Origin of the sequence: Alkalimonas collagenimarina (assembly GCF_030717845.1) — a bacterium.
In the GTDB taxonomy this organism is placed as follows: Bacteria; Pseudomonadota; Gammaproteobacteria; order Enterobacterales; family Alteromonadaceae; genus Alkalimonas; species Alkalimonas collagenimarina.
Genome location: NZ_JAUZVZ010000008.1, coordinates 96,124 through 109,705 on the forward strand (window position 1 = coordinate 96,124; position 13,582 = coordinate 109,705).

The window sequence follows — 13,582 nt, forward strand, 5'->3', positions numbered from 1 at the left end:
GAGTCCAAACCAGCTAAGAAGCCCGAAGCAGATAAACGTCACATGGGCTGCTGGAATTAGGTATGGGCTGATGCAGAATATAATAGCTGAGAGTATACCATGCCAGCAGGGCATTCAAGAGTGATTCGCTGTAAAAAAGAGACAGCCATTGGCTGTCTCTTTTTTACTACATTAGATGTACTGAAAGGAGCATCAGCTCTGCTTACGGCGGCGGGCATAGGCGCCCATTCCGAGCAGCGATAAACCAAACAGTGCCAGAGTGCCTGGCTCTGGAACAGGCCGTACATCAATAGTGGCCGTGGTATAAATGGTACTGACGCCATCTTCCTGAGTCCAGATGCGAATCACATCCACCTCCCCGTCTCCGAAGTCCCAGGTATCGAAAATAAAACCGGTTAACCCAGGGCCAGCCTGAAAACCAAAGCTAAAGGTATAGATATAACCATCGATGGTGAAATCAAAGGCCCCGGCTAAAATCTCGGTGGTGAATACGTCATCACAGTCAGTCGCATTGCCTCCCGGGAAAGGATCATCACAAGGAGTTGAGTTTAAGGTTTCGTAAAAGGCCAGATTATTGATCTGTTCAATTGGTGTTGGTGCGATCATGTTAGTGTCTGGATCAAACAGGTTGAAAATACCGGAAACCTGCACAAAGTTCATCCAGCCGCCAGCGGCCTGAAGCACAAAATTGGAGTGACTGAAAGAACCGACAACTTGTGGGCCAGCACCAACCTGTATGGAACCTAAGCCAAAGGGATCATGTTGGATCTCTAAGCCACTGGGATTGGTATTTGCTGGAGTCCCCCAGTTAATATTCAGGAAATCACCTGACAAGCCATCTGCATTGGAATAGGTTATACCGCAGGTACCACCGCCATCACAGGTAGCAGAACCATCTACAAAGCCGCCACCAGCGGTGAAATCAAAGTTAGAAATAGGTACTGCAAAAGTGTGAGCTGACAACAAGCAGGCAGCACCTGCTAACAGTTTTAAGGTTGTTTTAAATTTGGTCGTCATCGTTGTCATCCTTCTAAAGTTGGGCGTCATGCCCGGACAATTTTAGAAAGTGCATAGAAAATGCCAGTTTTACGATTGTTTTTTTTTCAGCACCTTATGGTGATTCGTACATGGAAGCCGTTATGAATTGTAAAAATAATTGACGTTATTTATGTCTAAGATAAGGCTTTGAGTTGCTGGTAATCAAACAGGCCAGCTTCGACTTTCAGATAACAGCGCCGCTCGGTCAGCACTAAGGTTGCTTCCAAAACCCCGGGCAACTGAGCGATGTGTTCAAGCAGAGTTTGTGATTCTTCCTCTGTCTTTTCTGTTAAATCAATACTTAGTCGCTCAGATTTACCCGGTAGCTGCATTCCCAACGTTAAGAGTAACCAGCCAAGCGTTGCCAGTGCACTCAGCACAAAAACAGCCTGCAAGCCAAACCAGCTCGCTACCAGGCCGCCGGTAAGGCCGCCAAGAAAGGCACCAAAAAACTGAGCACTGGAATAGAGCCCCATAGCGGTACCCTTTTGACCAGCAGGTGCTAAGCGGGATAACAAAGCGGGTAAACTGGCTTCCAGATAGTTAAAACCGGTGAAGAACAACAGCAGGGCCAGGCTAATACCCGGCAAATTGAGTGGTGCCAGCCAGAACAGCAAAGCAGCGAGTAGCAATAAAACCAATGCGGTACGGAAAAAGCCAACTTCTTTTCGTTTACGTACGCTAATAATGATCATTGGTACCATCAATACAAAAGAGAGCAACAACACCGGTACGTACAAACGCCAGTGCGACTCGCTGCCGAAGTCCAATTGCACCAGTTGTTGCGGTAAGGCGATAAAGAGAGCCGTCAGCATAAAGTGCAGCAGGAGAATACCCAGATTCAACCGACTGAGTTGCGGCGAACGAACTAAAGTAGCTAATAAAGCTGGTACGGCAAGAGTTTCGCGTTGCGGTGCTTTGCTGATGGCTTTGGGCGTCAGCTGTACTGCCAGCATCGCCAGCAACGCCAGCCCGGCGGTAAACCAAAACACACCGCTTAGGCCATAACGTGCTGCAATCATTGGCCCGAGCACCATGGCTGCCGCAAAAGACAAGCCGATGCTCATACCGATAATAGCCATCACCTTGGGGCGCTGTTCTTCGCGGGTTAAATCGGCCGCTAGTGCCAGCACAGCACCAGCGATAGCCCCTGCACCCTGCAGTACCCGCCCTATAGTTACCATATAAACCGAATCGGCAAGTGCAGCCACCACCGAGCCAACGGCAAATAAAGCCAGCCCCAGTAACATCACTTTATGACGACCAATTTTATCCGACAGCCAACCCATCGGAATTTGTAGTAAGGCCTGCGTAAAGCCGTAAGCGCCAATGGCCAAACCAATCCACAACGGCGAAAAGCCGACTAAGTCAGCACCATAAATGGCAAACACCGGCAGTAGCATAAACAGGCCGAGCATCCGGCTGGAAAAGACCAGAGCCAGTGACGTTGCTGCTTTTTTTTCGGTCGAGGTGAGTTGATGCATCCGTGTGTTCGTTGGTTATGTGAGTTTGGGCCTACAACGGCGAAGCAGTATAACATACCGTCTTGCATCTTCGTATGTCTAGCCAGACAATCACGGTATAGAATTGATGGCCTGACAAAGAACCAAAACCAGCTTTACCGCGTTATCTACCCTTTGGTGGTTTTACCTGCTGTATAGATAGTGTATATTTGTACAGTTTACAGTGGCATTATCTGGCCACTTCTCTGCTGGCAAATGGATCTGATCATGGACAAAATTTCAATTCGTGGTGCCCGTACCCACAACCTGAAGAACTTTTCACTTGATATTCCGCGCGATAAATTGATCGTAGTGACTGGTTTATCCGGCTCGGGTAAATCATCGCTGGCGTTTGATACCTTGTATGCCGAAGGTCAGCGCCGTTATGTCGAGTCTTTATCTGCCTATGCCCGCCAATTTTTAAGCATGATGGAAAAGCCCGATGTCGATCATATCGAAGGGCTATCGCCGGCCATTTCGATTGAACAAAAATCGACCTCTCACAATCCGCGCTCGACTGTGGGTACCATCACGGAAATTTACGATTACCTGCGCTTGATGTTTGCCCGTGTCGGCGAGCCACGTTGCCCGGAGCATGATTTACCTCTGGCCGCGCAAACGATTAGCGAAATGGTGGATAAAGTGTTGGCACTGCCTGAGGGCAGCAAAATGATGGTGTTGGCGCCTGTGGTGCAAGACCGCAAAGGTGAGCACGTCAAATTATTAGAAAGTCTGGTCACTCAGGGCTATATCCGTGCCCGCATTGATGGCGAAGTGTGTGACTTATCCGATCCACCAACGCTGGAGTTGCATAAAAAGCATACCATTGAAGTGGTGATCGACCGTATCAAGGTGCGGGATGATATTCAGCAACGGCTGGCGGAGTCATTAGAAACTGCATTGCAGTTGTCTGATGGTGTGGTTCGGGTGGCCTATATGGGCGATCCTGCTAAAGAAGAGTTGGTATTTTCTGCTAATTTTGCCTGTCCAACCTGTGGTTACTCCATGACTGAGTTGGAACCGAGGATGTTTTCCTTCAACAACCCGGCTGGGGCTTGCCCCACCTGCGATGGTCTGGGGGTGAAGCAGTTCTTTGATCCCGCCAAAGTGGTCAGTAATGATAGCCTGAGCCTGGCCGGTGGTGCGATTCGAGGTTGGGATAAGCGTAGCTTTTATTACCATCAGATGGTGAAGTCGGTTGCTAAACACTACGATTTTGATGTCGAGACGCCCTTTAAAGAGCTGAGTAAAAAGCAGCAGCAAGCCGTGTTGTACGGCAGTGGCAGCACCAAAATTGATTTTACCTATCTGAATGACCGCGGCGATACCGTCCGGCGCAACCATGCTTTTGAAGGCATTATTCCAAACATGGAACGGCGTTACCGCGATACCGAATCGAACTCGGTACGGGATGAGCTGGTGAAGTACATGGCCAGCCAACCTTGCCCCAGCTGCAATGGCAGCCGCTTACGGGAAGAAGCCCGCCATGTGTTTATTGGCAAGACCAATCTGCCGATGATCACCGAGCGTTCTATCGGTGATTGCTTAACGTTTTTCCAGCAGCTGCAACTCAGCGGCCAACGCGCTCAAATCGCCGAAAAAATACTGAAAGAAATTCAGGACCGGCTGCGTTTTCTGGTCAATGTCGGCCTGAACTACTTAACCTTATCGCGCAGCGCTGAAACCCTGTCGGGCGGTGAAGCGCAGCGTATCCGCTTAGCCAGTCAGATTGGGGCTGGTTTGGTTGGCGTGATGTATGTGCTGGACGAACCCTCCATTGGTTTGCATCAGCGTGATAACGATCGCCTGCTTGGCACCCTGACGCATTTACGCGATCTGGGTAATACCGTGATTGTGGTCGAGCACGATGAAGATGCTATTCGCAGTGCCGATCATATTCTGGATATTGGTCCGGGCGCCGGGGTGCATGGCGGCTACATCGTGGCACAAGGCACGCTGGATGATATAAAAAATTGTGAGGAATCACTGACCGGCCAGTATCTTAGCAACAAACGTCGGATTGAAGTTCCGAAAAAACGTACTCCATTAACCGACAAATGGCTTAGCGTGCTCGGCGCCAGAGGCAATAACCTGAAGAAAGTCGATCTGGCCATTCCGTTTGGCTTAATGACCTGCATTACCGGCGTATCCGGCTCGGGCAAGTCGACCTTGATCAACGATACCTTGTACCGGGTAGCACACAAGGTTTTAAACAAAGGCGAAGGCAAAGATCCGGCGCCACATAAAACCATTGAAGGTCTGGAGCATTTCGACAAGGTGATTGATATCGACCAAAGCCCGATTGGTCGCACTCCACGCTCCAATGCCGCGACCTATACCGGCATTTTTACCGGTGTGCGCGAGTTGTTTGCCGGCACGCAGGAAGCGCGCTCGCGCGGCTATCAGCTGGGGCGTTTTAGCTTTAACGTCAAAGGTGGCCGTTGCGAGGCTTGTCAGGGTGATGGCGTGATTAAGGTAGAAATGCACTTTTTACCCGATGTTTATGTGCCCTGTGATGTCTGTAAAGGCAAGCGCTACAACCGTGAAACGCTGGAAGTAAAATACAAAGGCAAGAACATTCACGAAGTGCTGGATATGACAGTGGAAGACGCGCAAGAGTTTTTCAAAGCCATCCCGGCCATTAATCGTAAGCTGCAAACTTTGCTCGATGTCGGCTTAAGTTACATCAAGCTCGGCCAGTCGGCCACTACCTTATCCGGCGGTGAAGCGCAGCGGGTAAAACTCGCACGTGAGCTCAGCAAGCGCGATACTGGCAAAACGCTGTATATTCTGGACGAACCCACCACCGGCCTGCACTTTTACGACGTGCAGCAACTGCTGAATGTACTGCACCGATTACGCGACCACGGCAACACCGTGGTGGTGATCGAGCACAATCTGGACGTGATTAAAACCGCCGACTGGATCGTCGACTTAGGCCCTGAAGGTGGCAGCGGTGGTGGCGAAATCCTGGTAGCCGGTACACCGGAAACCGTCGCCAGGTGCAAAAAATCATTCACCGGCCATTACTTGAAGCCGTTGTTGAAGGCCTGATGGTTGTTAATTCATCAGGTGTTTTTTGACAGCATGGACAGCGTAGTAAAGAGGGTAGACAAAATGTTGTTGCTCAATTGTCGATGAGCCTTGTGTACCCGTCAGTTTAATGGTTTTTATGGGGGCGCATTTGTCGATATAAGACTGCAGTGACTTAGCTCTTGTACGCTTACCGCTTTTCACTTCAATAGGGATAATATTGCCTGCTTGATCAGCAATAACAAATTCAATCTCAGCTCTGGCATCGCTCCAGGAAAACGTAGGCTCAATTCCAAGCGCCGCGAGCTCTTGCTGGATAAAGTTTTCTGCAATATAGCCTTTGTACTCATAGCTTTGTTGTTTAATTTCCAGATAACTTACCCCCAACATATGGTTCAACAGCCCCACATCCAGTAAGAATAACTTTACCTTGTTGTCTTTTTTATAGGCGGCCAGGGGGCTGCGTGGTACACCCTCTACCGGGTAATTTCTTAAGATAAGACGGCATTTCTCCAGCCAGTTGATACCACTTTCCAGCTCTTGATAGCGAGATTTTCGTTCATGCACCTGTTTAAATTTAAACCGTTTAACAGATTCATCCAGAACGGCAGCCAACTGCGACGGTACTGCATTAAAAATAGCGGCAATAAGCCCAGCATCAACCTTGCCAGAGTATTTACCAAAATCCCGAGAATACCCTGAAATCAGATCGGCATGAATGCGGGAAACGGCTTTTACACGCTCCAGAATACTGTTGTCTGCCATGGCAAACCAGCAACTGACAGCCTCGGGCATGCCACCTGTAAAGTAATACTCTGTGAGCTTTTCAAATAACTTACTGTGTGCAGCCGTAGAGTTTACAGCGTTATCATAGGTGTTTATCAGCGCTGGCTGATTGGCTGCCAGCAGAAATTCGCGAAAAGTGAGGGGGCGCAAGTTGTATTGCTCAACTTTACCTACAGGAAAAGTATTCAGTAAGCCAATGTTCGAACCACTGGCTGCAACAAACATATGCGGTGCCTTTTCAGCGAAATATTTTAACGCTGTTACAGCATGTGGGCATTCACCTATTTCATCGAGGATTAGCAGATCAGTCTTAGCATTAAACTGCTTATTCATTAATAGCTCGATAGCAGACAATACATCTTCTGGCGCCAGGGAGCCGGTAAAAGCCTCAGCCATGTGCGGAGATTCAAGGAAATCGATACGCAGCACTTGCTTAAAATGCTGGCCTAGTAGCTCCTGCAATAAATAGGTTTTGCCTGTTTGCCGTGCACCATCAATAAGTAGCGGTTTTCGTTTAGATTTCTCTTTCCAAATTAATAGTTCTGCTAATAATGCCCGTTCCACAGCGAATTCTCTTTCGCGACACTTCATTAAAAACTACACTTTTATGCGCTTTAAAACAAGGGGGCTTTACACTTTTATGCGCATGAAAATGTAATTTTACACATTAATATGCGCATAAAAGTGTAGTACGCACTAATTCAGTACCAAAGCGAGCATTGATACTGGTCACGGAGTGGTGGTCAGAATCGCAAATTAAAGTGACCATATCCATCAGGCTAGTTCACATGCAATCTCTTGTGTTATTTTGATCTAACGCTAAAGTTTTTGTCTGGCTTCTTGCTGCTTTTGCCTAGCTTGTAGATGTCGCTCCACTTGTGCCATTTCATCTGGTGTTCCTCTGCTAATGATCCGCCGTACATCGGCGTCGAAACACAAGGCTGCATTCCTTACCCAGACTTCCATTGTCGCTCGATTGGATAGTAATGTCATAGCGGGGCAAGGCGTGAAACCCGCTGCGTATGCATTGCTCTGCCAGTGGGACGTTAAAAAATGACGACCAACAAAAATAGCTACTAATCCGATCACCGCAAAAGATGCCAGGATTTTCTCAGCCTTTTTGAAAAATTGTGTTTCTGTCTGGTAAATACAGCGATACATAAAGTAAAGCAGAAACAATAAAGCACCCGCACCAGAACCAACAATAATCCCGGGGCCATAGCCATGCATACTGCTGATAATGATTAACTGCGATTCGCTCGCTATAGCATTAGTATGCTGATGCCACCCCGAGGTCAACAGCACACTTGCTGCAATACCCATGGCAAGCATTAGGAAAAAAGCGAACAGTGATGTGACTGCCAGTTTTATTTTTTGCTGCTGATGGTTCATCACTATAACCCGGCTACAGATCTTTTATTTGACGATCAAGTTTACAATTTAAGCAAATTAAAATTATTTGCAAATTTAATGTTTTAAATGATAGCATATTTTAATAGTCAAACCGACAGGGCGCACATGGATGAGCTGGAGACATGCTGGTAAAGTTCAGGCTTACAATTACACGGGGTTAGATAAAAATTTGGCGCAGGAGCATGGCATCCGCTTGCCGTCTCACTACATGAATAACAAGTGGCAACTCACTCATCAGGCACTTGTTATGCTTACCAGCCTTAATGACTATGATCAACAGCAAGTGATGAAAGAAATCGATTACGTCACACGCTACCCTGGCACGACCTGTTCTACCAGACACAGTCTGAACCCATCTCGGCGGATTTATCGTTCACGCTACCCATTTCGTTCATACCACTACTTAGTTGAATATAAAACCACAGGCTCCGGTCAGGTCATTATCGATGATATTTACTTCGATCGCAGTCTCTATGGTGCGAAGCAGAGTTGTTCTGCAGAACGTACCATGTTGTATAGCGTGAGACGCAACAATCAGTCCAGCTATGATGGGCCTAAAGACAGAAATTCACTTAAAGCATTGGAAGGTGCCTGGCAGATTGAAGAGCCTGTATCGCGGGTAAATACCATGCACGCAGCTGTCAACGGCATGCAAAATAATGCAGAGAAAGCCGCTTGGTTGATGGGCGCTCATGCTCAGGCTGCGTATTCTGCCGATGGCATCAGAGGTTATACTCTGTTCCATAACCCGAGTGATGGCTGGAAGCTGGATTTTGCCGAGTGCGTGTTTGATAAACTTAGCCGTACCAAATCACATAACGCTCAACATCTGGCAGCTGTGCTGGCGCAGGCTCAGCAAAGTGGCAAGGCCATTAAGTGGGTGGCTCATAGTCAGGGGGCCATCATTTTTAATGCGGCTTTGGTGCATTACCGGGCAAGCTACGGTGGCCGTTTGGGCTCACAACAGCTGGCTATTCATGGTAGTGGCGCCAATGTAACCAAGCTCACCCAGTTAGCTACAGTGCTCGGTATGAAAGTGGTGGCAGTGAATAACAACCCGTTTGACATGGTACCCAATCTTGCTGGCGGTAATGATTTATCACCGAGCAGTTTGTGTCGCAGCATTCAATTTTGTGGTTTAGTCTTTGGTAAAGATTCTGAGCCTGGGGTTAGTCCGCATACACTGCCTTACCTGGGTATTGAAACCTATAAAGAACAGCTACGCATGTTTGGCCAGCATAAGAAGGCCGCTCAGGTGCAGCGTTATATTGATAAGCATACAGGGTAGCCAATGCAGCTGGTTAAACATTTATGGCAAGGTTTTTCAGGTGGCCCGGATTTTAACCGGCTGCAAAAACTGTCATTTCAGTTAGAAGAATTCCAGCTGGATCTCTCCCTGCCATATTCTAACATTGCTGCAGACGAACCGCTTCGTATGGTCAATCTGCCGTTCCGTGTTAACGGGTGGTTTGAACAGCATGCAAAGCAGGACATGCATAACTTTCAAGTGCATATCCATACCGAAGGCTGGTGTTATCTGGCACCGGTGTTAAGGGGTGAAAACAGTGAATATGGTGTGCTTTGGTTACAGCTGGCTTTAAAAAAATCACCTGATACTATAAATGCCCTGAACCGCCAGCAATTAGCAGATTATGTGATTGCACACTACGATGCGCATTATAACGCCGATACTATCGGGCCTGATGGTAACTGCCAAGGACTTGGCTGGAATACCCGGCAACGATTAAAGCTTATGCAAGAGGCCGAAGCTGCCGCTGCACGCGGTTCAATCGGGCGGTTGGAAAAGCTGGAAGAGCATTACCTGCAACAAATTGAGCGGTTTGGTTATCCGGGGTTGCAACCGGCAAAGGTTATTTCCATGCATGGTTTTGAATGGGTCTTCTACCAAGAGCGTAAGGGCGAGCAGGCAACGCACACGGATGTTTACTGTTTACCGCTTGATAAGCACTATTATCTTACAATTAGCTTTCAACACCGGGTCGATCAATCTGACGAAAATGCCTGGCAAAAGCATGCGCATAAAGCCGAGCAAAATATTATGAACGCCCTTAAAGTATCAGTTGTCACTAAACACCAACCGCCATTATTGCCAGCCTGACCGAAGCACTACTTCAGTTGTTTTCTTACCCTTTGTGGCAGTTGATCAATTCGGTGTAGGTTATTTTATCTGACCCATAAAATTGAGTGACCTATTCGACAGGTTTGTTCTGGAGGATGGGCAACCCGCAGGCTCGTAAAAATGCAAAGGTGCCATCGTAGTAAGCTGATTTTCGGGTTGAGTCGGTATCATCTCCTTCTGGTACAAAAATCACCATCCCTTCCCGGGCTCGGGTTAACAGAACCCGATAGGCATTTTCAAAATGTTGCTGCTGTACTCGTTGTACTCATTTTCACTGTCATAAGATTTTCTCTCTATTTACATTCAGGCTGGCCATCACTATGCTAAAGCCGATTAGCTATTTGTTTGACTAGTACTCTACTCCGCGATATAAAAAAGGAAAGCACAGTAATTTATGAAGTTTGGCAGAATTCAAAATCAAAAGTTCGGAACCTTCGACGGCGCATACTCCCTCGTCACACAGCGCGAAATTAAAGATAGCCAGATAACATTAACAGATCATGAAGTTGAAGTGGTGACAAGTTTCTTTGGCAACACTATTCATACTGGTAATGTTAAAGGTTCTGATGGCGCTTCACTCAAAACTTTCAGACTTCACCCCAGCGGAACCATAATTCATCTTAATCTTGTTTACCCAAAACCTGCGAAATCAGAGCTGCGCTTATATATAGCTACAGGCAAAGGCTTTATGCCTGAGGTTGGGGATGTTGTTTTTTTCTACATCAGGGACGATGAATTATGGATTGGCAATATGTCCGAATTTAATTGGCGCTTTCAGTTTTCAGCACTAACAGATGATACAGACGATAGTAGCTATCAGGAGCTGGTCAATCAAACACGACAAACAACGGTTGATGTTTTTAAAAGGAAGCGCAAGGTTGCATTGGATGTAATGGCTGAGGCAAATTATCGCTGCGAAGCTACCCCCAGCCATCGCTTGTTCGTATCAAAATCCACAGGAAATAATTACCTCGAAGCACACCATATTATTCCGGTTAGCCTTGGCTCACAATTTGATGAGCAACTTGATGTAAAAGAGAATGTGGTATGCCTTTGTCCATTTTGTCACAGGGCCTTACACCATGCAGAGCCAAAGATTGCGATACCTATACTAAATCGTGTTGTGAAACAAAGACCTGTTTTCGAAAAGTTCGGAGTTTCTACAGACGATTTATATAATTTTTATGCCTTGGAAAAAATCGTCTAATACTTACGGTGGTGGCAGCTCATTAAAGGAGCTACCATGCCGCAGCCATGACGCAACATGTTGCGTGATTTGTTCAGGTGTGAGTTTATTCTTCCCTTTTAATGCACATTCCCAAATTAACAACACCCGCCAGCTCAGCTCACGAAGTTTGTCCTGCACCGCTTCGTCATGAGCACGGTTGGCGCTGATTTTCTGCCGCCACCATTCTGTTCGGGTTTTTGGCCAATGAAACATAGCGCACTGGTGCTGGTGCCAGAAGCAGCCCTGTACAAAAATTACAGCTTTGTATTTGGGAAAAACCAAATCCGGTTTACCAGGCAGGTTGGCAACATGTAGCTGGTTGTCAACGGCAATCCAATTTTGACCCACTTACCGCTTAAAACGGTAATCTAAATTTGACCCACCCCAGGCTTTTTATCAACTTAACATACTCTCTGCTGCCGGTATTACACCCGCTGTTCTTTTACCTTTTAACCTATAGCTGTTGCCGCTGATCTGCACGATATGAGCATGGTGTAATAGCCTGTCTAAGAGTGCCGCAGTTAATGTTTGATCATCAGCAAACGCCGTTGACCATTGTGAGAATGGCAGGTTGCTGGTCACAATAACACTGCCTTGTTCATAACGTTTCGCTATCACGTTAAAGAACAGGTTGGCTTCATCCCGGCCAAACGGTAAGTAACCTATTTCATCTATGACCAACAGTTTTGGCGATAATACACTGCGTTTTAAGTATGCCTCCAAGCGGCCCTGTTTCTTGGCTGTTGCCAGCTGTAGCATTAAATCTGCCGCAGTAATAAAGCGTATTTTTATCCCCCGCATAATAGCGCTGTACGCCAGTGCTATCGCCAGATGGCTTTTACCTACGCCACTTGGGCCGAGCAGTACAATATTCTCCTGACGCTCAATAAAGGCCAGGCTGGTGAGCTCCAATAGCTGTTTGCGCGGTGCGCCAGTGGCGAAGCGGAAGTCGTAATCATCGAAGTGCTTTACCGCTGGTAACCCGGCAGTCTTGAGCAACATCTCCCGCGTGCGCTGCAATCTGGCGTCCAGTTCTGCTTGCAGCAGGCTTTCGAGGAAGTCGGCGAAGCTTTTACCTTGTGCGGCACTGTGGTCAGCCATTGCTGACCATTCGGTAGCCATTGCCGGCAGTTTCAATACCTCACAGGCATGCTGTATTCGTTGAAGTTGCAGGTTCATGGCCGCACCTCCAGCAATTGGTCATACACCGATAAGGGATGTTGCAAGCTTTCCCTTGGCATCGCATAGCGCGTGATTTGCCGGATGTCAGATTGGCGCGGTTTAATCCCGCTGGGTAGCGGTTGTAAGCTCAAGCGCTCTTTGGTCAGTAACACAGCAGGTTTCTCGCCAGTCGTGCCATGGATGCGCTGATTGGCCACATCATGCAGCCAGGGGCCGATATGCGCATTGGCTGTGTCGACATCGAGCACAAGGCCAGCCTGTTTTAAGCTGGCAGCCAGTGGCGTGATAAAGCTGCCTTTTAAATAGCCATTGAAACGCTCAACCTTACCCTTGGTTTTCGCCCTGTAAGGGCGGCAGGCTTTAAGTTTAAAGCCATAGTCTTTGGCCATTTCAAGCAGTTTGGCATTCCAACGGTGAGCACCCTCACCATAAGCATCGCGCTCAATCATGATACATTTGGCGTTATCAAACAGCAGCTCTTTAGGGACGCCAGAGAAGTAATCCAGCGCGGCTTCAATACCCAGCAACCAGTCTTCCTGGCGCTCATATTCACTAAAACGGACATAGGTAGCGCGGCTAAAACCCAACGTGGCAACAAAGCCTTTTAGCTTATAACGCCCGCGGCGAATGGTCGTAAAGTCGATTTGCAGCTGTTGGCCTGGGGCGGTTTCAAAGCGTCTCACCGGCTCATTCTGCTGCGGTTTAAAAGGCCGGATATAGTTCTTCAGAATGCCTTCTTTGCCGGTAAATCCTTTCGCCTGGATCTCACGGAACAGCACCGTTGCCGGTATCCAGTCCGGCTTAGCCGCAGCAATCCGTTCCATCAGATACGTCTTGAAGGGGTCAAGTTTTGAAGCCCGATCAGCACGTTCACTATAGGCTGGCGTTTTAGCAATATCCCGCAGATACTTACGAACAGTATTGCGTGATACATGTAATGTTTTGGCGATAGCACGAATGCTTTGGCCTTGTCGGTGCAACACATGGATTTCCACTAATAACTCCTGAGTCAGCATTAAAATTACACCGCCTTAATTCAATTAATGTCGGCGGTAATTTTGCCTCAGGTGGGTCAATTTTAAATTGTCGTTAGTGGGTCAGTTTTACATTGCCGGTGACACTGGTAGCGGAAACCGGCTTTATGCAAAGCTTTGCGTACCACCATTTCAGGTCTGGTATTGCGACTCTTTATGGCAGCCATGTTTTTACTTCTGATAGTTTTTGTATGCACGTCCGTCATCAGGAACTAAGCCCCATTGT

General features: G+C 47.6%; 12 protein-coding genes and 2 pseudogenes. 4 read left to right on the forward strand and 10 right to left on the reverse strand.

What is annotated here, in order from left to right:
- Positions 1-192: 192 nt before the first annotated feature.
- Both Q3O60_RS07355 and Q3O60_RS07360 read right to left on the reverse strand, forming a co-directional pair.
- On the reverse strand, positions 193-1,017 hold the full coding sequence (locus Q3O60_RS07355; protein WP_305893261.1) for a THxN family PEP-CTERM protein: 825 nt from the start codon (positions 1,015-1,017) through the stop codon (positions 193-195).
- Between the two features lie 155 nt (positions 1,018-1,172).
- Positions 1,173-2,522, reverse strand: coding sequence for an MFS transporter (locus Q3O60_RS07360; protein WP_305893262.1), 1,350 nt, complete (start codon positions 2,520-2,522; stop codon positions 1,173-1,175).
- Between the two features lie 246 nt (positions 2,523-2,768).
- Between Q3O60_RS07360 and uvrA the strand changes: the two genes are divergently transcribed.
- Positions 2,769-5,594, forward strand: a complete 2,826-nt coding sequence (gene uvrA / locus Q3O60_RS07365; RefSeq protein ID WP_305893263.1) for an excinuclease ABC subunit UvrA — start codon at positions 2,769-2,771, stop codon at positions 5,592-5,594.
- A gap of 6 nt (positions 5,595-5,600) precedes the next feature.
- On the opposite strand, the gene Q3O60_RS07370 is transcribed toward uvrA, so the two are convergent.
- Together Q3O60_RS07370 and Q3O60_RS07375 are read right to left on the reverse strand one after the other, a co-directional pair.
- Positions 5,601-6,923, reverse strand: coding sequence for an ATP-binding protein (locus Q3O60_RS07370; protein WP_305893264.1), 1,323 nt, complete (start codon positions 6,921-6,923; stop codon positions 5,601-5,603).
- A 255-nt stretch (positions 6,924-7,178) separates the two neighbouring features.
- On the reverse strand, positions 7,179-7,751 hold the full coding sequence (locus Q3O60_RS07375; protein WP_305893265.1) for a DUF1240 domain-containing protein: 573 nt from the start codon (positions 7,749-7,751) through the stop codon (positions 7,179-7,181).
- 130 nt (positions 7,752-7,881) lie between these two features.
- On the opposite strand from Q3O60_RS07375, the gene Q3O60_RS07380 reads away from it, so the two are divergent.
- Positions 7,882-9,060 (forward strand): hypothetical protein, encoded by a 1,179-nt coding sequence (locus Q3O60_RS07380; protein ID WP_305893266.1) that lies wholly within the window; start codon positions 7,882-7,884, stop codon positions 9,058-9,060.
- 3 nt (positions 9,061-9,063) lie between these two features.
- Positions 9,064-9,891 carry a hypothetical protein gene (locus Q3O60_RS07385; protein ID WP_305893267.1) on the forward strand — a complete coding sequence of 276 codons (828 nt, stop codon included), beginning with the start codon at positions 9,064-9,066 and terminating at the stop codon, positions 9,889-9,891.
- Between the two features lie 91 nt (positions 9,892-9,982).
- Here the strand turns inward: Q3O60_RS07385 and Q3O60_RS07390 are convergent.
- A pseudogene (locus Q3O60_RS07390) lies at positions 9,983-10,159 on the reverse strand (DNA/RNA helicase domain-containing protein); the annotation flags it as partial.
- 147 nt (positions 10,160-10,306) lie between these two features.
- On the opposite strand from Q3O60_RS07390, the gene Q3O60_RS07395 reads away from it, so the two are divergent.
- Positions 10,307-11,119: an HNH endonuclease gene (locus Q3O60_RS07395; protein ID WP_305893268.1), complete on the forward strand. Its 813-nt coding sequence runs from the start codon at positions 10,307-10,309 to the stop codon at positions 11,117-11,119.
- Between the two features lie 3 nt (positions 11,120-11,122).
- Here the strand turns inward: Q3O60_RS07395 and Q3O60_RS07400 are convergent, their stop codons facing one another.
- The 5 genes and pseudogenes from Q3O60_RS07400 to Q3O60_RS07420 all read right to left on the reverse strand — a co-directional run bounded on the left by Q3O60_RS07400 (position 11,123) and on the right by Q3O60_RS07420 (position 13,562).
- A complete protein-coding gene (locus Q3O60_RS07400) occupies positions 11,123-11,353 on the reverse strand; it encodes a PDDEXK family nuclease (RefSeq protein ID WP_305893336.1) in 231 nt (76 codons plus the stop codon).
- A 12-nt stretch (positions 11,354-11,365) separates the two neighbouring features.
- Positions 11,366-11,488, reverse strand: a pseudogene (locus Q3O60_RS07405) (hypothetical protein); the annotation flags it as partial.
- 48 nt (positions 11,489-11,536) lie between these two features.
- On the reverse strand, positions 11,537-12,319 hold the full coding sequence (gene istB / locus Q3O60_RS07410; RefSeq protein WP_305893269.1) for an IS21-like element helper ATPase IstB: 783 nt from the start codon (positions 12,317-12,319) through the stop codon (positions 11,537-11,539).
- Positions 12,316-13,338, reverse strand: coding sequence for an IS21 family transposase (gene istA / locus Q3O60_RS07415; RefSeq protein WP_305893270.1), 1,023 nt, complete (start codon positions 13,336-13,338; stop codon positions 12,316-12,318). Before istA ends, istB begins: the two co-directional genes overlap by 4 nt.
- Positions 13,339-13,400: 62 nt before the next feature.
- The gene (locus tag Q3O60_RS07420) at positions 13,401-13,562 is read right to left on the reverse strand and encodes a PDDEXK family nuclease (RefSeq protein WP_305893271.1); all 162 of its coding nucleotides are present in this window, start codon (positions 13,560-13,562) and stop codon (positions 13,401-13,403) included.
- Positions 13,563-13,582 lie beyond the last annotated feature (20 nt).

Coding starts and splice junctions, on each gene's coding strand:
- Q3O60_RS07355 (WP_305893261.1), bottom strand. CDS start 1,017: ATGACGACCAAATTTAAAACAACCTTAAAACTGTTAGCAGGTGCTGCC.
- Q3O60_RS07360 (WP_305893262.1), bottom strand. CDS start 2,522: ATGCATCAACTCACCTCGACCGAAAAAAAAGCAGCAACGTCACTGGCT.
- uvrA (WP_305893263.1), top strand. CDS start 2,769: ATGGACAAAATTTCAATTCGTGGTGCCCGTACCCACAACCTGAAGAAC.
- Q3O60_RS07375 (WP_305893265.1), bottom strand. CDS start 7,751: ATGAACCATCAGCAGCAAAAAATAAAACTGGCAGTCACATCACTGTTC.
- Q3O60_RS07380 (WP_305893266.1), top strand. CDS start 7,882: ATGAGCTGGAGACATGCTGGTAAAGTTCAGGCTTACAATTACACGGGG.
- Q3O60_RS07385 (WP_305893267.1), top strand. CDS start 9,064: ATGCAGCTGGTTAAACATTTATGGCAAGGTTTTTCAGGTGGCCCGGAT.
- Q3O60_RS07395 (WP_305893268.1), top strand. CDS start 10,307: ATGAAGTTTGGCAGAATTCAAAATCAAAAGTTCGGAACCTTCGACGGC.
- Q3O60_RS07400 (WP_305893336.1), bottom strand. CDS start 11,353: ATGTTTCATTGGCCAAAAACCCGAACAGAATGGTGGCGGCAGAAAATC.
- istB (WP_305893269.1), bottom strand. CDS start 12,319: ATGAACCTGCAACTTCAACGAATACAGCATGCCTGTGAGGTATTGAAA.
- istA (WP_305893270.1), bottom strand. CDS start 13,338: ATGCTGACTCAGGAGTTATTAGTGGAAATCCATGTGTTGCACCGACAA.
- Q3O60_RS07420 (WP_305893271.1), bottom strand. CDS start 13,562: ATGACGGACGTGCATACAAAAACTATCAGAAGTAAAAACATGGCTGCC.